Raw genomic sequence first — 20,447 nt, 5'->3', positions numbered from 1 at the left:
AAACGCAAGGACCCGGTGAGATTCCGGGTGGCTCTTCCGGCCGCTGATCCGCCGGACAATCCTTTGAAGAACCCCGAACGGACCACCGGAACGTCTTGCGAAAGACCTCCCGACGCGGGGCATTGGACAGTTCATGATTACACTCTCGGAATACCGCAACCAGTGGTTCGGCAACATCCGTGGCGATCTGCTGTCGGGGCTTGTCGTCGCCCTGGCATTGATCCCCGAGGCGATCGCCTTTTCCATCATCGCCGGCGTGGACCCCAAGGTCGGGCTTTACGCCAGCTTTTCCATCGCGGTGCTGATCGCCTTTGTCGGCGGGCGGCCCGGGATGATCTCGGCCGCGACGGCGGCGACGGCCGTCCTGATGATCACGCTCGTGCGCGACCACGGGCTGGAATACCTGTTTGCCGCCACCGTGCTGGCAGGCCTTTTGCAGATCGGCGCGGGGCTGCTGAAGCTGGGCCGCTTCATGCGCTATGTGTCGAAATCGGTGATGACCGGGTTCGTCAATGCGCTGGCGATCCTGATCTTCATGGCGCAGCTGCCGGAACTCGATTTCGGCACCCCCGGCGTGACCTGGCTGACCTGGGCGCTTGTCGCCGCGGGGCTTGCGGTCATCTACCTCTTCCCGCGCCTGACGACCGCAGTTCCTTCGCCCCTGGTCACGATCATCGCCTTGACCGCGCTTGTGGTCGCGATGGGCTGGGACGTGCGGACGGTGGGCGACCTGGGCGCGTTGCCAGATACATTGCCCGTGTTCCTCGTTCCCGATATCCCGCTGACGGTCGAGACGCTGCTGATCATCCTGCCTTATTCCGCCGCCATCGCGGTCGTGGGCCTGCTGGAAAGCCTGATGACGCAGAACATCGTGGACGACCTGACCGATACCAAATCGGACCGCAACCAGGAATGCATCGGCCAGGGGATCGCCAATACCGCGACCGGCTTCATCGGCGGGATGGCGGGCTGTGCGATGATCGGCCAGTCGATCATCAACGTGAAGTCCGGCGGGCGCGGGCGGCTCTCGGCCTTCACGGCCGGCGTCGTGCTTCTGATCCTCGTCGTAGGGCTCGGCGATCTGGTGGGGATCATCCCGATGCCGGCGCTGGTGGCGATCATGATCATGGTGTCGATCGGCACGTTCAGCTGGTCGTCGCTGAAGAACCTGCGGACGCATCCGCGGTCGTCCTCCGTGGTGATGATCGCGACTGTCGTCACAGTGGTCTACACGCACAACCTTGCCATCGGGGTGCTGGTCGGCGTGATGCTGTCGGGGATCTTCTTTGCCGCCAAGATCGCGCAACTGTTCCGCATCCGCTCCACCCTGTCCGGGGACGGGCGGACGCGGACCTATGTCGTCGAGGGGCAGCTCTTCTACGGATCGGCCGAGGATTTCGCCGCGGCCTTCGACTTCAAGGAGGCCGTCGAGAAGGTCATCATCGACGTCAGCCGCGCACATATATGGGACATCAGCTCGGTCCAGGCGCTGGACATGGCGATCCTGAAGTTCCGCCGTGAGGGCGCCGAGGTTCAGTTGATCGGCATGAACGAGGCATCGGAAACGCTGGTCGACAAGCTGGCCATCCATGACAAGCCCGGCGCGCTCGACAAGCTGATGGCGCATTGAGGGAGGACACAATGACCAGCAAGATACTCGCACTGGTGGACGGATCGGTCTATTCCGAAAGCGTCTGCCACCACACCGCCTGGATCGCCGGCCGCCTGAAGGCATCGGTGGACGTCATGCACGTCCTTGGCCGGCGTGAAGGCGCGGCCCGGCAGGATCTGTCCGGATCGCTGCGGCTGGGCGCGCGGTCCGCCCTTCTGGAGGAACTGGCCGCCGCCGACGAACAACGCGCGCGGCTTGCCATGACCAAGGGCCGTGCCATCCTGGAGGATGCGCAACAGATCCTGCAGGCGGAGAATGTCGGGACGGTCAGGGCTCACCTCCGCAAGGGCGATATTCTGGACGCCGTGCGGGACGTGGAGCCTGATCTTCGGGCCATCGTCATCGGCAAGCGCGGCGAGGCCGCTGATTTCGCGGCCGGACACCTGGGCTCCAACCTTGAACGCATCGTGCGGACGTCGAAGGTGCCGGTCTTTGTGGCCTCGCGGGCCTTCAGGCCGATCAGCAAGGTGCTGGTAGCCTATGACGGCAGCCCTTCTGCGATGAAGGCGGTCGAGCGTATGTCGCAAAGCCCGGTGTTCAGGGACCTCGCGGTCACCCTGCTCTACGCCGGCAGCGACAGGGTGGCGATGCGCGACAGGCTGGACGATGCCGTCCTGACCCTCTCCGCAGCCGGGCTGCAGACCAGCGCCAGGATCGTCGAGGGAGAACCGGAAGATGTGCTTCAATCCGTGGTCGCCGATGCGGGCCATGACCTTCTGGTGATGGGCGCCTACGGCCACAGCCGCATCCGCAGCCTGATCATCGGCTCGACCACCACGGCCATGGTGCAGGCGGTCCAGATCCCCGTGCTGCTTTATCGGTAAGTCCCCCGCTGCGCCGGCGACGTCGATCAGTGCGCGACGGATATCTTGGAAAGATCGACATCACATGCGCTCCGCTGGAGAACTCCCCGGGTGCCCATCGCCTCCGGGCTGCGCTCAAGGAGGGCTGGCGCTTTCCCGTCTCCAGGAACGAGATAAAGCGCGCTGACACATCAGCGCGTTCCGCCAGATCCTCTTGCGCGAGGCTAGCCGCCTGACGTGTTTCGCGAAGTGTGTCGGCGAAAGCGGTGACAAGAAGAAGATCATTGCGGCGGTCCATGGCTTGAGCCATCCCGCACAGCTCGACAGCGGAGCGAGCCTTGACGGCCATCGGACGGTTCCGGTGCGCATGCTGAAGCTTGCGCGATGCATGGCATATCGTAGCGCAAAATGTATGGCGGATTCCCAGGCGAGAACGCGACGAATGCAGCCGACGCCGATCAAACAAAGGGATCTGCGCGATACTGTCCAAAGGAAGTGGCGGAGACGAAGGGATTCGAACCCTCGAGACGGTTTCCCGTCTGCACCCTTAGCAGGGGTGTGCCTTCGACCACTCGGCCACGTCTCCGCCGACCCGTATAAGGGGCAAGGGAAGTGAGAACAAGCGGTTTTCTGAGCGTCTGGCAGGCGGGCAAGGCGGCGGTTTTTTTGATTTGTTTTGATGGGGGCGGCAAGTGGGGCGAGCGGCAGGAAGCGAGACGCCGTCGCCTCCCGCAAACGGCGTTTTCGTGCCGGATAGGGGATGGGCAGACGATTCCGCTCACCACGCTTTCGCGTGTCTGCGAAGGATGCGCGAGAGGCGAAAGCCGAGCAACCAACCCTGTACCAACGGCCACGACGCTTCTGCCAAACGCGACGCCCGGCGAACTGTGACAGGCGGGGCCGGGCTTGCCAGCCGTTGCTGCCCCCTCCATATCCATCATGAACATGGAGGCAGGTATGGGATATACGCGGACGGCACTTCTGCTTGCGGCGATGACGGCGCTTTTCATGGGGATCGGCCTCATGCTGGGCGGGCAGAGCGGGATGATCATGGCCCTGGTCTTTGCCGCGGGCATGAACCTCTTTGCGCTATACAATTCCGACAAGGCGGTGCTGCGGATGCACAACGCGCGCGAGGTCGATGAACGGACCGCGCCCGAGCTTTGGCGGATGGTCCGGGATCTGGCCCGGAACGCCGAGTTGCCGATGCCTCGCGTATATATCATCGACACGCCGCAGCCGAACGCCTTTGCGACCGGGCGGAACCCCGAAAATGCCGCCGTTGCGGCCACCACCGGGCTGCTGCAGCAGCTGACCGCCGAAGAGGTGGCCGGCGTGATGGCGCATGAGTTGGCGCATATCAAGAACCGCGACACGCTGATCATGACGATCACCGCGACCTTTGCCGGTGCGATCTCGATGCTCGCCAATTTCGCGCTGTTCTTCGGGGGCAGCCGTGACCGGCCCATGGGGATGCTCGGGACGCTGGCGGTGATGATCCTGGCGCCCCTTGCGGCGGCGCTGGTGCAGATGGCGATCAGCCGCGCCCGGGAATATGAGGCGGACCGCATCGGCGCGGAAATCTGTCGTCAGCCGCTCTGGCTCGCCTCCGCGCTGGGGCGGATCGAGGGGCTTGCGCAGCGGATTGACAACCAGGCGGCCGAGCGTAACCCGGCAACGGCACATATGTTCATCATCAACCCGCTTCATGCCCATGCGCATGACAAGCTGTTTTCGACCCATCCCGCCACCGCGAACCGGATCGCGGCCCTGCGTCAGATGGCCGGCGGCGAACAGGCTCGCCCCGCGACGGCACCGGAACGGGCCGCGGGGCAGAGCCGATTTCCCCAAACCGGGCGTGAGCGCGGCCGGGATCGCGGGCCCTGGGCCTGACGACGGAACAAGGCCGGGGCCGATCAGCGCGCCAGAACCAGTTCGGCCCGCAGCCCGCCCATCCGGTCGCTCTGGCCAAGGCGGAGCGTCCCGCCGTGCCCCCGCGCCACATCGAGCGCAATGGACAGGCCGAGGCCCACCCCCGACCCCTTGTTCTGGTTGCGCGCCTCATCAAGCCGCGTGAACGGGCGGAGCGCGAGGCTGCGCTGATCCGGGGGAATGCCCGGCCCGTCATCCTCGACCGTGTAGCGGATTGCGCGGTCGGTCACGGTCAGATGGACCTCGGCGCGACAGCCATAGCGCACTGCATTGGAGATCAGGTTTTCCAGCGCACGCTCTACCGCCATGGGACGCAGCATGGCCCGCCCCTGCCCCTCGACCAGTCCGATTGCCACGGGTTGCCCGGCCCGCTGCGCTTTTTCCACCACCCGATGGAGGATCTGCGCAGGATCGCAGCTTTCGGGATCGTCCAGCGCCTCGCCCCGAGAAAAGGCGAGAAAGGCATCGAGAAGATGCTCCATCTCGGCCACGTCCTGTTCCAGGGCCGCGACATCCTCGGACGGGTCGAGCATCGAGAGACCCAGCTTCATCCGCGTCAGCGGTGTGCGAAGGTCGTGGCTGACGCCCGAGAGCATCAATGTACGCTGTTCGATCGCCCGTTCGATCCGCGCCCGCATGTCGAGAAATGCTGCGCCTGCGGCCCGCACCTCGATCGCGCCGCGTGGCCGATAGGCAACGGAGCGGCCCTTGCCGAACGCCTCTGCCGCTGCCGCAAGCTGGCGGATCGGGCGCATCTGGTTGCGCAGAAAGACATAGGCGATGAAGGTCATCAGCACCCCGGTCACGATCATCAACACCAGAAGCTGATGCGGATTGCTGGCCGAAACGCGACCACGCGACAGCCCGACCTCCAGCAGCCCCAGATCCGTGTCGATCTGCACCTGCACCAGACGCTGATCGTCCAGAAGATCGACTGCGCGTGTGTTCGGCAGGCTCTGGTGCAGCGTGGCAATGACCTGGCGCCCCGAAAGATCGTAAAAGCGGCGTGCATCCTCGCGCAGGACGGGCGCCGGCAGGACCAGCCGCAGCGCGAGCGGATCCGCGAGGGGTTCGAGGCGTTCCCGGGCCTCTTCGACACTGGCCGCCCCGTCAATCAGCCGCAGCACATAGTTCAGTTCCAGCACGATATTTGCAGTCATCTGCTGCGTCACACGCTCAAAATGGCGCTGGATGAAAGTGATGGACACGACGAGCTGGATCGTGACGATGGGCACGATGAGGATAAGCGCCGCCCGGCCATAAAGACCGCGGGGCATCGTACGTTTGAACCAGCCGAAGACCATTGCAGAACCCTATCCGCCACGCCCGCAGGAAGAAAGGGCAGCCGTGACCGCCGCGCGTGAAATCGCCCCCGGCCTGCGCCTGCTCTGTGCCCCGAACCCCTCGCCCATGACGGGGCCGGGCACGAATACCTATATGGTTGGCCGGGGGCAGGTTGCGGTGATCGACCCGGGCCCGGATCTGCCTGCGCATCTTGACGCGATCCTGGGTGCCCTGGGGCCGGATGAGCGTGTCAGCCACATTCTGGTCACACATGCCCATCTGGATCACGCGGGGCTCGCCCGCGGGCTTTCGAAACGGACGGGTGCGCCTGTGCTTGCGTTCGGCAACTGGACCTCGGGCCGCAGCCCGCTGATGCAAAATCTGGCCGAGGCGGGCATCGGCGGGGGCGAGGGTGTCGATGCCAGCTTTGTCCCCGATCGGTGCCTGGGGGATGGAGAGGAAATCTCGGGGCCAGGCTGGGTGCTGCGGGCGCTCTGGACTCCGGGCCATTTCGGGAACCACATCTGCCTGCAATGGGGCGACGAGATCTTTACCGGCGATCTTGTGATGGGTTGGGCAAGCTCGCTGATCTCTCCGCCTGATGGTGACATGGGGGCCTATATGGCCTCGCTTTCGCGGATCATGTCGCTCGGCCCGCGCCGGCTGTGGCCCGGCCATGGCGACGCGGTCGATGATCCCGCATTCCGGCTGGCAGAGCTTGTCGCCCATCGCCGCTCGCGTGAGAGGGCGATCCTCGCCGCCGTTCTGGCCGCAGGGCCCGCAGGCGCGACCCCGGCCGAGCTGCGGCAGAGGGTCTATGGCAGCGATCTGGCCCCTGCCCTTTTTACCGCGGCAGAACGCAATGTGCTGGCCCACCTGATCGACCTGCACGAAAGGGGTCTTGTCGCCTGTCATCCCGCGCCCCATCCGGAGGCGAGATTCCACAGGCCATGACCCTGGCACGGCCTACCCGCAGATGCTGTCATCTTTTCTGCAAATTGCCTCTGGACGCCCCCGGAATCGGTTGCTATATCGCCCCCGTGTTCCGGCGTAGCTCAGCGGTAGAGCAGTTGACTGTTAATCAATTGGTCGTAGGTTCGATCCCTACCGCCGGAGCCATGAGACCTGCTTAAGGTCCTATTTTTCAAGTAAATCATGGCGAAACACCCGTTGTCAGGACACAATCCGGGACGCGGCAACCGGTTGTGAGCGTTACTCCTGTTCGGGCGGTTGTCCTGCAATTTGCCAAGCCGGCGTCAAAGCAGCCAGTTCAGGCGACGCTGCCGCGAAAACCCGCGTCAGGAACCCACCTTCCGGCGATCTCGATCCTCCTGCTGAAACTGGTGCGGGCGGTCGGACTCGAACCGACACTCCGTGAGGAAAGGGTGTTTGAGACCCTCGCGTCTACCATTCCGCCACGCCCGCATCGACTGGCTGTATCCTTCGCGGCGGGTGCGGAGTCAAGAAGCGAGGCGCGATCGGCCTGCGCCCGCGCTCAGAAAAATCCGGGGCGGGGTCGCGCCCCCTTTTCAATGTCTGGCCCAGCGGATAAGGAAGGCGCGTCGGGGCGTGGCGCAGCCTGGTAGCGCGACGGTTTTGGGTACCGTAGGCCGGAGGTTCGAATCCTCTCGCCCCGACCATTGGAGGCGACCGAGGCTTCCTTTCCCGAAAAACGGACCTGTTTATCCCCGGTCAAGCCAGGATTCCGGCGGAACCCGTTTGGTTCCAGGCGCCGGAAGGCACGTCCCGAAGTCGACGCCAAACCTGCCCCTATGCGCATCGGACCCGGGGCTACGTTTCAAATCATCAGCCCGGTTGCCCAAGCCCCGCCGCCACCGCCTGGTCGATCGCCGGGGCCATATGATGGGCTGCAACGAAGTCGTAGCCCCGTCTGGCCAGTGCGGCACGCAACGCGTCGTCCCTGGCGAGGCGCTCGGCGGCGCGAGCAAAATCCTCATCCGTCTCGGCGGCGAGGAAGGTTTCCTGATCCACGACGGCGATCCCCTCGACGGCCTTGGCCGTGGCGATGACCGGCACACCCAGCGCCAGCGCCTCCAGTACCTTGAGCCGCGTGCCGCCGCCTTCGGTCAGCGGGATCAGGGTCATCGCAGCCCGGCTGTAGAACGGTGCAAGATCGGGCGGGTCCGCCACAAGCTCGACCCCCGCCTGCCCCGCCCCCATGGCGCGCAGGCGGCGCCCAGGGCTGCGGCCGCAGATCGTCAGCGAAAAGTCCGGCAGCCGCGCGCGCAGAATCGGCTGGATCTGCCGGATCAGCCGTCGTGCGGCGCGGTCGTTCGGCCGATAACCGAGGTGACCGACAAAGATCGCATTCGCACCGCTCTGCGCTGCAGGCGCGGGGTCCGCCGCCTGACACCACTCCGGCACCGGGTTCGGAACGACCGCAATCGGCGCATGATCCGGCGCGATCCGCCGCAGAATATCCGCGTCTTGCGCGGAGCAGAGCCAGACCCCCGCCACCCGTTTGGCAAGCGCGCCTTCGGCGTCGCGCCCCTGTTTCCACCGGTTGCGGTAGAAAAGCCGTGCGATCCATCCGCGGCGGGCGAGGTCGATTTCCTGCTGCAACGCGCTTTCGATATTGTGCATGTCGAGGATCACGCGATGCCCAGCCTCGACCAGCGCATGGGCCACATCGCCCAGATAGATCCCGTCGATGATGACCGCATCGGGTGCCTGCGCCGCGACGGCGTGCAGGACGCTCTTGATGACCTCGGCCGGTATCCGCGCCTCGATCCGAGAGGCTTTGCGCTCGGGGCGCCCGTTGCCGCCGGCAAAATGATCCTGCACCGCAATAAGGCTGGACGGACCAAGGCGCGAAAGGCTAGATCCCAGCGCCCGGTTGCGCAGGGCCGCGCCGGACGATCGCGCCTGCGGCGATTCAAAAACAACATGAACGGTCTTCAACGTGACGCCCCTGATCCCCAAAATCATTCATCAGACGTGGCGCGACCACGACCTTCCGGAGCCGCGACATTGGCCCGAAAGCTGGAAGAAACTCAACCCGGAATGGGAATACAGGCTCTGGACGGATGCCGATCTGCTCGATCTCGTCCGGACGTACTATCCCGAGCTTGAGGAACTGTATCTCTCCTATCCGCGCCCGGTGCAGCGGGCGGACATGGGCCGGTATCTGATCCTGCATCATTGCGGCGGCATCTATGCCGATCTCGATACCGAGTGTCTGATACCCCTTGATCCGTTGGCAGCGGACTCCCGCGTCGTCCTTGCCGAAGAGCCGATCGAGCATCGCTACAATGGTATTCCTCTCGGGATGGACCGGTTGTTCTTCAACGGGGTCATGGCGAGCCCGCAGGGCCATCCCTTTTGGGGGCATGTGATCGCGACGCTCGTCCGGTGCCGCCATGCGCGGGACCATGTGCTGGAATCGACCGGCCCCTTTGCCTTTACCGGCGCCGTCGAAAGCTTTGACCGGCCGGAAACGCTTGCGCTGCATTCCTGCCACATCTTCACGGCCATGACCGCCAAAGGCGGGGAAAGCGCCGGGCGTCCGCATGGCCCCCATGGCGACACGCGGTTCTGCACCCATTACTGGCGCGGATCGTGGTTTCCCAAGGGCAGACACCGCCGGCACCGGCTGAAACGCGCCATCGCCCGCGCGCGCTATCGCCTGACGCGGGGCGCCTTCCTTGACCGGGACGAGGCCGCGCGCAATATCGACGTCAGCCTGCTGCACCGCCCCGTTACTGCGACCGACCGGAACGTCGCGGTCCTGATTCCCGTCCGCGACGGAGAGCCGTTCCTGGATCGCTGCATGGAGCTTTTGCACCAGCTCGATTACCCGCGCGACCGGTTGAAGATCGTTTTCTGTGAGGGGGACAGCAAGGATCGCAGCGCCGAGAGACTGCGCGAAATTGCCACCGGAACCTGCGGCTTCCGCGATATCGTGCTGACCGAACACCGGACCGGCGCACCTCTTGATCGGGCGCGGCGTTCCATTCCGAAGCTTCAGCATGAACGGCGCGCCAACCTCGCGCGTGTGCGGAACCATCTGATCGACCACGGGCTGGACGCGACGGATGACTGGGCGCTGTGGCTCGATGTGGATGTCTGCGACTACGCACCCGACACGCTGAACCGCCTGCTGGCCGAGAGGCACAAGGTCGTGACCCCGGATTGCGTACGCGACTGGGGCGGGCCGAGCTATGACCTCAACGCCTTCCATGACAGCGCCGAGCGGCGCGATCATCGCTACTATCGCCATGTCCACCGGGGGCTTTACATGCCGCCCGCAAGCCATGACCGTCGCCGCCATCTGCACGACCTGCGCTTTCTGGACCGGGTGCCGCTGTCATCGGTCGGCGGCACGATGCTGCTGGTACACGCAGCAGTTCACCGGGCCGGCCTGAGGTTCCCCGAGCTTCCCTATGACGATCTGTTGGAAACCGAAGGGTTCGGGCGGATGTGCCGCGATTTCGGCGTGATGCCTCTGGGTCTGCCGAATTTGCAGATACGGCATGTGAAGTCCTGAAGCCCTTCGCCTGCGCCTCAGCGCTCGGTGCGGAACCGTTCACGCAGGGCCGCATCGATCGCAGGGGGCACGAATTTCGAGATGTCCCCGCCCAGCCGGGCGATTTCCTTGACGAGCTTCGATGCGATCGCCTGATGCCGCGCCTCGGCCATCAGGAACACCGTCTCGATCGAGGCATCGAGCGCGCGGTTCATGCCGACCATCTGAAACTCGTATTCGAAATCGGCGACGGCCCGCAGGCCACGGATGATGACGCCCGCGCCCACATCGCGCGCGCAGTCGATCAACAGGTTCTCGAACGGATGCGCGACGATCTCGGCGCCCGTTTCGCGTGCAAGCGGGCCGCATTCGGCCTCGATCATCGCTACGCGTTCGTCGAGCGAAAAGAGCGGCCCCTTGTCCCGGTTGATCGCAACCCCGATCACCAGCCGGTCCACAAGGCGCGCCGCGCGCCGGATGATGTCGATATGACCATGCGTCACCGGATCGAAGGTGCCCGGGTAAAGACCGATGCGCATAGGTTTCCTCCCTTGCGGCTGTGCCCGGGGGCCGGGCACTTCGTGGAGGCACGCAACAATATTGCGCCCCGGAATACAAGGGAAGAATGCAAGGGGCAGCCGGCGCCCGGACGCCGGGACCGCCACCCCGCCCGGGGCTCAGTGCCCCATGATCATCCCTTCAAGGGCGCTTTTCTCCATATGCAGTTCGGAAAGCCGCGCCTTGACCACGTCACCGATGGAAATCAGCCCGACCATTCGCCCGTCCTCCATCACCGGCATGTGGCGGAACCGGCCTTCGGTCATCCGTTCCAGCACCGCGTCGGCGCTGTCGTCGCTTTGGCACGACACGACGCGGGCGGTCATCAGCGCCTGCACCGGATCGTCGAGACAGGATTGTCCGCGCCGCCCCAGTTCCCGCACGATGTCCCGTTCGGAGATGATCCCCGCCACCTCGCCATCCCGCATCACCACTAGCGACCCGATCCGATGCTGCGACAGCCGGCGCGCGGCCTCGGCCACGGTGTCATCAGGGCCGACCGACAAGACCTCCGAACTGTCCTTGAGGTTGAGTATCTGGCGAACGAGCATGGCTACCTCCCTTTGGCTGCGTCCGTTCAGCGTCGGCCCGGGGGTGCAGGTCTGTCAAGTCATCCGTTGGGCGGCGGTTTCAAGCCGCACGAGCTCTTGCCGCAATCCATGGGCGAGCGCAGTGGCAAAACGGTTCAGGCGGTCCAGACGGCGGTCATCCGCGTGGCGGATCAGGTAGAAACTGCGCCGGAGGCTGAGAAGTCCGGGCAGGACGCGCACCAGCCCCGGACCCGCCGGCAGCGCGAAATCATGAACGATCCCGATCCCTGCCCCCGTCCGCAGCCAGTTGAACTGCACCGAAACCGAGTTGGAGGCGAGGGGAACGGTGCTGAGCTCCGCCTCTGCCAGATAGTCGAGTTCCTTGTCGAAGATCATGTCGGGAATGTAGCCCACCACCCGATGGCCTCGCAGATCTGCAAGCGAGCGGATCGGCGGATGGCGGTCCAGATAATCCCGATGGGCGGCCAGATGCAGCCGGTAATCGGCCAGGCGCTGCACCGACAGGCGCCCTGCCCCCGGCCTGCTCACCGCGACCGCCATGTCGGCCTCGCGCCGGGACAGGTTGAAGACGCGGGGCAACGCGATGATCTGAACCTCCAGCCCCGGATTCGCATCGCAGATCGCAGCGACAACCTGCGGCAGCAGAAAGTTGGCGCATCCGTCCGGCGCGCCGATCCGCACCTGCCCCGTCAGCCCCGCGCTGCTGCCCCGCAGCGCATCCGCCGCCCCCACCATCGCCTGTTCCGCCCGGACCGCATGATCCAGAAGACGCTGCCCCGCATCGCTGAGCGCATAGCCCTGCGGCGACTTCGCAAAAAGCGGCTGCCCCAGCGCCTCTTCCAGACGGGCGATGCGCCGCCCCACCGTGGCCGGGTCGATCCGCAACACACGGGCCGCCGATGACAGGCTCTCTTGTCGCGCGACGGCCAGAAACACCCTCAGATCATCCCAGTCCACGCCCTGGCCTTTGCGGAAATGCAATATGCTTTTGTCATCTTGCGCCTTTTCCCGACAAATTTGCAAGGCTAGGGTCAGGATGACCAATGCAGGAGGAATCGCGATGCAGGAATTGACCCACTGGATCAACGGCAAACACGTCAAAGGCACGTCGGGCCGGTTCGCGGATGTCTACAACCCTGCAACGGGCGAGGTTCAGGCGCGCGTTCCGCTGGCGAGCCGGGAGGAGCTTGACGCCGCCGTCGCCCAGGCGGCCGAGGCGCAGCCGAAATGGGCCGCCACCAACCCGCAGCGACGGGCGCGGGTGATGATGAAATTCGTCGATCTGCTGAACCGCGACATGGACAGCCTTGCCGAGGCGCTGAGCCGCGAACATGGCAAGACCCTTCCCGACGCCAAGGGCGACATCCAGCGCGGGCTGGAGGTGATCGAGTTCTGCATCGGCGCGCCGCATCTTCTGAAGGGCGAATTTACCGACAGCGCCGGCCCCGGCATCGACATGTATTCGATGCGCCAGCCGGTAGGCGTGGCTGCGGGCATCACGCCCTTCAACTTTCCCGCCATGATCCCGCTGTGGAAGATGGGGCCCGCGCTCGCCTGCGGAAACGCCTTCATCCTGAAACCGTCGGAACGCGATCCGTCGGTACCCTTGATGCTGGCCGAGCTGATGCAGGAGGCGGGCCTGCCGGACGGCGTGCTGCAGGTGATCAACGGTGACAAGGAAGCGGTCGACGCGATCCTCGACAACCCGGTGATCCAGGCGGTGGGCTTTGTCGGCTCCACCCCGATTGCGGAATATATCTACGGGCGGGGCTGTTCCAACGGAAAGCGCGTGCAGTGCTTTGGCGGCGCCAAGAACCACATGATCATCATGCCCGAGGCCGATCTGGATCAGGCGGCGGATGCGCTGGTGGGCGCGGGCTATGGGGCGGCGGGCGAACGCTGCATGGCGATTTCGGTCGCGGTTCCCGTGGGCGACAAGACGGCGGATGCGCTGATCGAAAAGCTGATCCCGCGGATCGAAAAGCTCAAGGTCGGGCCCTATACCGCAGGCGCAGACGTGGATTACGGGCCGGTCGTCACGGCACAGGCGCGCGACAAGATCCTCTCGCTGGTCGAAAGCGGCGTGGCACAGGGCGCAAAGCTTGTGGTCGACGGGCGCAACTTCAGCCTTCAGGGCTATGAAGATGGGTTCTTTGTCGGGCCGCATCTTTTCGACCACGTGACCACCGATATGGACATCTACCGGCAAGAGATCTTTGGTCCTGTCCTCTCGACCGTCCGCGCAAAAACCTATGAAGAGGCGCTGGCCCATGCCATGGATCACGAATACGGCAACGGTACCGCGATCTTTACCCGTGACGGCGATACCGCCCGTGACTTTGCGGCGCGGGTGAATGTGGGGATGATCGGGATCAACGTGCCGATCCCGGTGCCGCTGGCCTATCACACCTTCGGCGGGTGGAAGAAATCGGCCTTCGGCGATCTCAACCAGCATGGCCCCGACGCCTTCCGTTTTTACACCCGGACCAAGACGATCACCTCTCGCTGGCCGAGCGGCATCAAGGAAGGCGGGGAATTCAACTTCCGCGCGATGGAGTGACCGCGGGGCGCGGGCATGGCTGAGGTCGCGATCCGCAGGCAAGGCCGCGCAGGGCGTATCACCCTGAACCGGCCCGGCGCGCTCAATGCGCTGAGCCATGCGATGTGCCTGACGATCGAGGCGGCGCTGGACAGCTGGCGCGATGATGACGCCGTCGAACTGGTCATCATCGATGCCGAGGGCGACCGCGCCTTCTGCGCCGGGGGCGATATCGCCGCGCTCTACCACCATGCAGTGATGGGCCGGTTCGAGCCCGCCCGGCGCTATTGGCGCGACGAATACCGGATGAATCTCAAGCTCCGCCGCTATCCCAAGCCGGTCGTCAGCCTGATGCAGGGTTTCGTGATGGGGGGTGGCGTTGGCCTTGGATGCCATGTCAGCCACCGCATCGTGGGCGAGAGCAGTCAGGTCGCGATGCCGGAATGTGGCATCGGGCTGGTTCCGGATGTCGGCGGCACCCGTCTGTTGGCACGCGCCCCGGGGCGGCTGGGGCTATATCTCGGCCTTACAGGCGCGCGGATGGGGGCGGGCGACGCGATCCTGGCGGGTTTTGCGGATCATCATGTGCCCGAGGCCGAGTGGCCCGACCTGATCTTGGCGCTTGCTGAAACCGGCGATCCTGCGGCGATCCCCATTCATCCGCCGCCGTCGGGACGCCTTGCTGGTCTGCTGCCCGAACTGATCAGCCTCTTTTCCAGCTTCGATGTGGCGCAGATCATTGAGGCTGCCGCATCGCGCGACAGCCGCTTCGCCGCCGAGGTTCACGCCACGCTCTCGCGGAACTCACCGCTGTCGATGGCCTGCACGGCCGAGATGCTGCAAAGGCTTGGCCCTGCGCCGGGAATGGCCGAGGCGTTGCGGCAGGAGTATCGCTTCACCTGGCGGGCGCAGACCCTGTCGGACTTTACCGAAGGCACACGCGCCGTGGTGATCGACAAGGACAGGACGCCGCGCTGGCGCCACGCATCCGCCGCCGATGTCCCACGCGCCGAGGTCGAGACGATGCTCGCCCCCCTTGGCGCCGAAGAATGGCAAGAGGATTAGGCACCGGTCCCGCGGGCCCGGATGCGACAGCGGTTCTCACCGTTCGCGAAAATCCGCGCGCGCGGAGTGATTTTCGTTGACATTTCCTCCGGAACCTTTTGCCGCCAAGCGCAGTTTTCCCTGCAACTCACACCGCATCAACCTTGCTTGATCTAGGGAAAAACACATGCAGCTCCGCGCCCTTAGCCTGGCAGCGGCCTTGGTTCTGCCAGCCACCGCCGTCTTCGCCGATTGCGATTCGATTCTTGTCGCAGATACCTGCGTCGCCCCCGTAAACACCATCGCCACCGAGGCGGTTCTGGAAGAACCGGTCTATGAGGTGGGCGATACGCTTCCGATTTATGACTACAACATCCTCATCAACCCGGAATATTACGGCCTGCCCGTGGTCAACGGACATTGGCGCTATTACCGCGTCAACGGGGATATCTTCCGCGTCCATGCAGGCACGGCGGAAATTCTGGAGCGCGTGACGGAACAGAGCGCCCTGCTGCGCTGACCCTCCCGGAACCTGCTCTGCGACTTATTCTGCGGCCATACGTGGCCGCAGCATCGGACCGAGATACCGGCCTGTGTGGCTCGCCTCTACCCCCGCGACATCCTCGGGCGTTCCGGTCGCGACGACCTGCCCGCCGCCATCGCCACCCTCGGGTCCGATATCGATGATCCAGTCGGCGGTCTTGATGACGTCGAGGTTATGCTCGATCACCACCACGGAATTCCCTTGCTCCACCAGTTCATGCAGAACCTCAAGAAGCTTGCGCACGTCTTCGAAATGCAAGCCGGTCGTGGGTTCATCGAGGATATAGAGCGTCCGGCCGGTCGAGCGGCGCGAAAGCTCCTTGGAGAGTTTCACGCGCTGCGCCTCGCCCCCTGAAAGCGTGGTCGCCTGCTGGCCCACCTTGATATAGCCAAGGCCCACCCGCATCAGCGCGTCCATCTTTTCCCGGATGCTCGGCACTGCCTGGAAAAAGCCCTGCGCATCCTCGACCGTCATATCAAGAACGTCGGCTATGCTTTTGCCTTTGAACAGAACTTCAAGCGTCTCGCGGTTATAGCGCTTGCCCTTGCAGGTCTCGCAGGTCACGTAGACATCGGGGAGAAAGTGCATCTCGATCTTGATGACTCCGTCCCCCTGACAGGCTTCGCAGCGCCCGCCCTTGACGTTGAAGCTGAAGCGACCGGGCTTGTAGCCGCGCGCCTTGGCCTCGGGCAGACCGGCGAACCAGTCGCGGATCGGGCCGAAGGCGCCGGTATAGGTGGCAGGGTTTGAACGGGGCGTGCGGCCAATGGGCCGCTGGTCGATGTCGATCACCTTGTCCAGATGCTCCAGCCCCTTGATCGTCTCGCAGGGTGCCGGGGTCTGCCGCGCGCCGTTGAGCCGCATCGACGCGGTCTTGAACAGCGTCTCGATCGTCAGGGTCGATTTTCCGCCCCCGGAAACGCCGGTCACGCAGACGAATTTGCCAAGCGGGAAATCGACGGTGACTTCGCGCAGGTTGTTACCCGTGGCCTTTACGACGCTGATCTTCTTGCCATTTCCCTTGCGGCGCTTTTTCGGAACACCGATCTCTCGCGCGCCCGAAAGATATTGCCCGGTAAGGCTTGCAGGGTCCGCCGTAATCTCGGCGGGCGTACCCCTTGCCACCACCTGACCGCCATGCACGCCAGCCCCCGGGCCGATGTCAAAGACGTAATCCGCCTCGCGGATCGCCTCTTCGTCATGTTCGACCACCAGCACCGTATTGCCCTGGTCGCGCAGGTTCTTCAGCGTCGTCAGCAAACGGTCATTGTCGCGCTGATGAAGCCCGATGGACGGTTCATCCAGCACGTAAAGCACGCCCGTCAGTCCGGACCCGATCTGGCTTGCCAGCCGGATGCGTTGGCTCTCGCCCCCGGAAAGCGTGCCGGCGTTGCGCGCCAGCGTCAGATAATCGAGCCCGACATTCACCAGAAAGCCGAGCCTTTCCCGGATCTCCTTGAGAATGGCGCGGGCGATCTCGTTCTTCTGCCGCGTCAGCCCCTCGGGCGCGGCCTCGATCCAGGCGAGCGCCTCGCGGATCGACATCTGCACGACCTGCCCGATGTGCAATCCACCAATCCGCACGGCCAGCGCCTCGGGGCGCAGCCGGTAGCCACCGCAGGCATGGCAGGGGCGGTTGTTCTGATAGCGCTCGAATTCCTCACGAACCCAGGCGCTGTCGGTCTCGCGCCAGCGGCGTTCCAGGTTGGGGATCACCCCCTCGAACCCCCGACTTACATTGTAGACGCGCCCGCCTTCGTCATAGCGAAAGGGGATTTCCTCTTCGCCCGACCCGAACAGGATCACCTGCTGCACATTGGCGGGAAGGTCCTTCCACGCCTTTTTCTTGTCGAATTCATAATGCCGCGCGAGCGAGTCGATGGTCTGCGTGAAATACGGGCTCTTGCCCTTGCGCCACGGCGCGATTGCCCCGTTTGCCAGCGACAGCGCCGCATCGGGCACGACAAGCCGGTCGTCAAAGAAAAGCTCTACCCCCAACCCGTCGCATTCCGGGCAGGCGCCAAAGGGAGCATTGAACGAAAAGAGGCGCGGCTCGATCTCGGGGATGGTGAAGCCCGAGACGGGACAGGCGAATTTCTCGCTGAAGGTGATGCGTTCGGCCTCGCCCTCGGCCGGCGCGGTTTCCAGAACGGCGATACCGTCCGCCAGATCAAGGGCGGTGCGGAAACTGTCGGCCAGCCGAGTCTCCAGCCCCTCGCGCACGACGATCCGGTCCACCACCACGTCGATGTCATGGCGGAACTTCTTGTCGAGCGTCGGCGGTTCGTCCAGTTCGTAAAAGGCGCCGTCCACCTTGACCCGCTGAAAGCCCTGCTTGCGAAGCTCCTGAAACTCTTTCTTGTATTCGCCCTTGCGGTCCCGGACGATCGGGGCAAGGAGATAGGCGCGGGTGCCTTCCTCCATTGCCATCACGCGGTCCACCATGTCCTGCACCTGCTGCGCCTCGATGGGCAGGCCGGTGGCGGGCGAATAGGGCGTGCCGACCCGCGCGAAGAGAAGCCGCATGTAGTCGTAGATTTCCGTGACCGTGCCGACGGTGGAGCGGGGGTTTTTCGACGTTGTCTTCTGCTCGATGGAAATCGCGGGCGACAAGCCCGAGATATGGTCCACATCGGGCTTTTGCATCATGTCGAGGAACTGGCGAGCATAGGCGCTCAGGCTTTCGACATAACGCCGCTGACCTTCGGCATAGATGGTGTCGAAGGCGAGGCTCGACTTTCCCGACCCCGAAAGCCCGGTAATGACCACCAACTGGTCGCGCGGAATGTCAACGTCGATATTCTTGAGGTTATGTTCGCGCGCGCCGCGCACCTCGATCATCTTCTGTTCGGCCATTCCGCGGGTCCCCTTCGGCAACAGCCACAGAGATAGGCGAGAGCGTCCGAGTCTCCAACCCCAAAAAGTGAACAGGACGTGAACAGGCGGGAAGTGGCGCAGGGATTGCCCCCTGCGCCGGCAGATCAGAAGTGCAACGCCCTTCCATAGGCCGACAGCACGCTTTCATGCATCATCTCGCTCAGCGTCGGATGCGGGAAGACGGCGTGCATCAGGTCTTCCTCAGTCGTTTCCAGCGTCTGGCCAATGACGTAGCCCTGGATCAGTTCCGTCACCTCGGCGCCTACCATATGGGCGCCCAAAAGCTCACCCGTTTTGGCGTCGAATACCGTTTTCACCATGCCTTCGGGTTCGCCAAGCGCGATGGCCTTGCCGTTGCCGATGAAGGGGAAGCGGCCGACCTTGACCTCGTGCCCCGCCGCCTTGGCCTTGGCTTCGGTAAGGCCGACACTGGCGATCTGCGGGTGGCAATAGGTGCAACCGGGGATCGAGTTCGGCTTGATCGGGTGCGGATGCCCGCCGGCGATCAGTTCTGCGACCATGACACCCTCATGGCTGGCCTTGTGCGCGAGCCAGGGCGCGCCGGCCACGTCACCGATGGCATAAAGCCCCTCGACACCCGTGCGGCAGTATTCGTCAGTAACAACATGGGTGCGGTCGATCTTGACGCCCAGTTCCTCCAGCCCGAGGTTTTCGACATTGCCCACGATCCCCACGGCCGAGATCACGGTGTCGAATTCCTGCGTCTCGACCTTGCCGTTCTGCTCGATATGGGCCGTGACCTTGCCCTGCCCCCGGTCAAGCTGCTTGACGCCGGCTTTTTCGAGGATCTTCATGCCCTGCTTGGCGAACTGTTTTTTCGCGAAGGCCGAGATTTCCTCATCCTCGACGGGCAGGATGCGGTCCATCACCTCGACCACGGTGGTGTCTGCCCCAAGCGTGTTGAAGAAGCTCGCGAATTCGATCCCGATTGCGCCGGAACCGATCACCAGAAGCTTTTTCGGCATCCGTTTCGCCACCAGCGCCTCGCGGTAGGACCAGACCAGATCGCCGTCCGCTTCCAGCCCCGGCAGTTGCCGCGCGCGCGCCCCGGTGGCGAGAATGATGTTCCTGGCCGTCAGATCCTCACTGCCCTTGTCGGTCTTGACGCTGACCTTACCCTTGCCGGTCAGGCGGGCCTCACCCATCACGACGGTGATCTTGTTCTTCTTCATGAGGTGGGCGACGCCCGAAGAAAGCTGCTTGGCCACCCCGCGTGAGCGTTTCACCACCGCGTCAAGGTCGAAACCGATGCTGTCCGCCTTGAGCCCGAATTCCCCCGCGCGATGCATGAGGTGAAAGACCTCGGACGACCGCAGCAGCGCCTTCGTGGGGATACAGCCCCAGTTGAGACAGATACCGCCCAGATTTTCCCGTTCCACGATCGCGACCGAAAGGCCGAGCTGGGCCGCACGGATGGCCGCGACATAGCCCCCCGGCCCTGCCCCGATCACGATCACGTCAAAGGCTTTCGCTGCCATGCCAATCCCTCCGCATGAGAATGGTTTAGCGTTAAACGATCTGGGCGCGGGGATCAATCACCCGGCGAGCTTCCTGGGCCCCAGTTGCGCGACCGCGTGCTGATAACCGCCTGCATCCAGAAAGGCCTGCTCCTCGGGTCGGGTTGTGCGGCCCAGGGCTGCGTTCCGATATGGGAACCGCCCGAACTGACGGATGATGTTGCGATGCGCGCGGGCATGGAGCAGGTTTTCGGCACCCGTTTCAGGCATCCGCGTCAGGAACAGCCGCACGCAGCGTTCCTGATCCGCCACGATTTCCGAATGCATCAGCGGCAGATAGAAGAACTGTCGTTCCGGTTCCGGAATGCGCATGTCCCAGCGATGGTGGATCGCGCGTTGCGCGGCCTTGCGGGCCAGTTCATCCGTCTCGAACGCGCGCGCATCGCCCCGGAACATGTTGCGGGGAAACTGGTCGGTCAGCAGGATGAAGGCCAGGATGCTCTCGGCGTTGCAGTTGAAACGGTCGGGCTTTTTCTCGCGCGCCTTTTCCCATGCAGGCAGAAATTCCGCGCGGATGTCGTCGTCGAGGCCTTCGGGCGGATCATACCAGCCCTTCGGCCCTACCTCGTTCAGCCAGAAATCGAGGATCCGGTTGGTATCGGGCATGTCGCTTCTCCGC

The 20,447-nt window shown here is 64.3% G+C and carries 17 protein-coding genes, 4 tRNA genes and 1 other annotated feature; of the genes, 10 read left to right on the top strand and 11 right to left on the bottom strand.

Annotated elements, in window-relative coordinates; all coding sequences use genetic code 11:
* Positions 1–5: 5 nt before the first annotated feature.
* Positions 6–61: a sequence feature (sul1 is cis-regulatory element that is thought to sense ions involved in sulfur or methionine metabolism; They are found in Alphaproteobacteria), on the top strand.
* Positions 62–133: 72 nt separating this feature from the next.
* Together ACFSGJ_RS09730 and ACFSGJ_RS09725 are read left to right on the top strand one after the other, a co-directional pair.
* Entirely contained in the window at positions 134–1,630 is a 1,497-nt protein-coding gene (locus tag ACFSGJ_RS09730) for a SulP family inorganic anion transporter (RefSeq protein ID WP_390261136.1), read from the top strand.
* Between the two features lie 11 nt (positions 1,631–1,641).
* A complete protein-coding gene (locus ACFSGJ_RS09725) occupies positions 1,642–2,496 on the top strand; it encodes a universal stress protein (RefSeq protein ID WP_390261134.1) in 855 nt (284 codons plus the stop codon).
* On the opposite strand, the gene ACFSGJ_RS09720 is transcribed toward ACFSGJ_RS09725, so the two are convergent.
* Both ACFSGJ_RS09720 and ACFSGJ_RS09715 read right to left on the bottom strand, forming a co-directional pair.
* Positions 2,432–2,773, bottom strand: coding sequence for a helix-turn-helix transcriptional regulator (locus tag ACFSGJ_RS09720; RefSeq protein WP_390261202.1), 342 nt, complete (start codon positions 2,771–2,773; stop codon positions 2,432–2,434). The two genes, ACFSGJ_RS09725 and ACFSGJ_RS09720, sit on opposite strands and share 65 nt — an antisense overlap.
* A 198-nt stretch (positions 2,774–2,971) precedes the next feature.
* Positions 2,972–3,061: transfer RNA gene (locus tag ACFSGJ_RS09715), tRNA-Ser, on the bottom strand.
* A 371-nt stretch (positions 3,062–3,432) separates the two neighbouring features.
* On the opposite strand from ACFSGJ_RS09715, the gene htpX reads away from it, so the two are divergent.
* On the top strand, positions 3,433–4,368 hold the full coding sequence (htpX, locus tag ACFSGJ_RS09710; protein ID WP_390261133.1) for a zinc metalloprotease HtpX: 936 nt from the start codon (positions 3,433–3,435) through the stop codon (positions 4,366–4,368).
* 23 nt (positions 4,369–4,391) lie between these two features.
* On the opposite strand, the gene ACFSGJ_RS09705 is transcribed toward htpX, so the two are convergent.
* Positions 4,392–5,711: an ATP-binding protein gene (locus ACFSGJ_RS09705; RefSeq protein WP_390261131.1), complete on the bottom strand. Its 1,320-nt coding sequence runs from the start codon at positions 5,709–5,711 to the stop codon at positions 4,392–4,394.
* Between the two features lie 43 nt (positions 5,712–5,754).
* On the opposite strand from ACFSGJ_RS09705, the gene ACFSGJ_RS09700 reads away from it, so the two are divergent.
* Both ACFSGJ_RS09700 and ACFSGJ_RS09695 read left to right on the top strand, forming a co-directional pair.
* Positions 5,755–6,645 (top strand): MBL fold metallo-hydrolase, encoded by an 891-nt coding sequence (locus ACFSGJ_RS09700; protein ID WP_390261130.1) that lies wholly within the window; start codon positions 5,755–5,757, stop codon positions 6,643–6,645.
* 90 nt (positions 6,646–6,735) lie between these two features.
* Positions 6,736–6,810, top strand: a tRNA-Asn gene (locus ACFSGJ_RS09695).
* A gap of 222 nt (positions 6,811–7,032) precedes the next feature.
* On the opposite strand, the gene ACFSGJ_RS09690 is transcribed toward ACFSGJ_RS09695, so the two are convergent.
* Positions 7,033–7,116 (bottom strand) — tRNA-Leu (locus tag ACFSGJ_RS09690).
* Between the two features lie 138 nt (positions 7,117–7,254).
* Between ACFSGJ_RS09690 and ACFSGJ_RS09685 the strand changes: the two genes are divergently transcribed.
* A tRNA-Pro gene (locus tag ACFSGJ_RS09685) sits at positions 7,255–7,331 on the top strand.
* Between the two features lie 166 nt (positions 7,332–7,497).
* On the opposite strand, the gene ACFSGJ_RS09680 is transcribed toward ACFSGJ_RS09685, so the two are convergent.
* On the bottom strand, positions 7,498–8,613 hold the full coding sequence (locus tag ACFSGJ_RS09680; RefSeq protein WP_390261128.1) for a glycosyltransferase family 4 protein: 1,116 nt from the start codon (positions 8,611–8,613) through the stop codon (positions 7,498–7,500).
* A 1-nt stretch (position 8,614) separates the two neighbouring features.
* Between ACFSGJ_RS09680 and ACFSGJ_RS09675 the strand changes: the two genes are divergently transcribed.
* Complete coding sequence (locus ACFSGJ_RS09675; protein WP_390261126.1) at positions 8,615–10,198, top strand: glycosyltransferase; 1,584 nt, start codon at positions 8,615–8,617, stop codon at positions 10,196–10,198.
* A 17-nt stretch (positions 10,199–10,215) separates the two neighbouring features.
* On the opposite strand, the gene coaD is transcribed toward ACFSGJ_RS09675, so the two are convergent.
* From coaD to ACFSGJ_RS09660, 3 genes are all read right to left on the bottom strand, one after another.
* Positions 10,216–10,716, bottom strand: coding sequence for a pantetheine-phosphate adenylyltransferase (coaD, locus tag ACFSGJ_RS09670; protein ID WP_390261124.1), 501 nt, complete (start codon positions 10,714–10,716; stop codon positions 10,216–10,218).
* A gap of 138 nt (positions 10,717–10,854) precedes the next feature.
* Positions 10,855–11,286, bottom strand: coding sequence for a CBS domain-containing protein (locus tag ACFSGJ_RS09665; RefSeq protein WP_390261122.1), 432 nt, complete (start codon positions 11,284–11,286; stop codon positions 10,855–10,857).
* A gap of 54 nt (positions 11,287–11,340) precedes the next feature.
* On the bottom strand, positions 11,341–12,243 hold the full coding sequence (locus ACFSGJ_RS09660; protein ID WP_390261120.1) for a LysR family transcriptional regulator: 903 nt from the start codon (positions 12,241–12,243) through the stop codon (positions 11,341–11,343).
* Positions 12,244–12,346: 103 nt separating this feature from the next.
* Between ACFSGJ_RS09660 and ACFSGJ_RS09655 the strand changes: the two genes are divergently transcribed.
* From ACFSGJ_RS09655 to ACFSGJ_RS09645, 3 genes are all read left to right on the top strand, one after another.
* Positions 12,347–13,846, top strand: a complete 1,500-nt coding sequence (locus ACFSGJ_RS09655) for a CoA-acylating methylmalonate-semialdehyde dehydrogenase (protein ID WP_390261118.1) — start codon at positions 12,347–12,349, stop codon at positions 13,844–13,846.
* Positions 13,847–13,861: 15 nt separating this feature from the next.
* Positions 13,862–14,890: an enoyl-CoA hydratase/isomerase family protein gene (locus ACFSGJ_RS09650; protein WP_390261116.1), complete on the top strand. Its 1,029-nt coding sequence runs from the start codon at positions 13,862–13,864 to the stop codon at positions 14,888–14,890.
* Positions 14,891–15,056: 166 nt separating this feature from the next.
* On the top strand, positions 15,057–15,389 hold the full coding sequence (locus tag ACFSGJ_RS09645; RefSeq protein WP_390261114.1) for a hypothetical protein: 333 nt from the start codon (positions 15,057–15,059) through the stop codon (positions 15,387–15,389).
* Between the two features lie 24 nt (positions 15,390–15,413).
* Here ACFSGJ_RS09645 and uvrA read toward each other — a convergent pair whose 3' ends face one another.
* From uvrA to ACFSGJ_RS09630, 3 genes are all read right to left on the bottom strand, one after another.
* Positions 15,414–18,269 (bottom strand): excinuclease ABC subunit UvrA, encoded by a 2,856-nt coding sequence (gene uvrA, locus ACFSGJ_RS09640; protein WP_390261112.1) that lies wholly within the window; start codon positions 18,267–18,269, stop codon positions 15,414–15,416.
* A 125-nt stretch (positions 18,270–18,394) separates the two neighbouring features.
* Positions 18,395–19,789: a dihydrolipoyl dehydrogenase gene (gene lpdA, locus ACFSGJ_RS09635; protein ID WP_390261110.1), complete on the bottom strand. Its 1,395-nt coding sequence runs from the start codon at positions 19,787–19,789 to the stop codon at positions 18,395–18,397.
* Positions 19,790–19,846: 57 nt separating this feature from the next.
* Complete coding sequence (locus ACFSGJ_RS09630; protein WP_390261108.1) at positions 19,847–20,434, bottom strand: DUF924 family protein; 588 nt, start codon at positions 20,432–20,434, stop codon at positions 19,847–19,849.
* Positions 20,435–20,447: the final 13 nt, after the last annotated feature.

It is taken from the genome of Halodurantibacterium flavum (genome assembly GCF_042681825.1).
GTDB lineage: Bacteria > Pseudomonadota > Alphaproteobacteria > Rhodobacterales > Rhodobacteraceae > Halodurantibacterium > Halodurantibacterium flavum.
The sequence above is the reverse complement of the archived record's forward strand: the minus strand, read 5'-3'. Positions and strand labels throughout refer to the sequence as shown.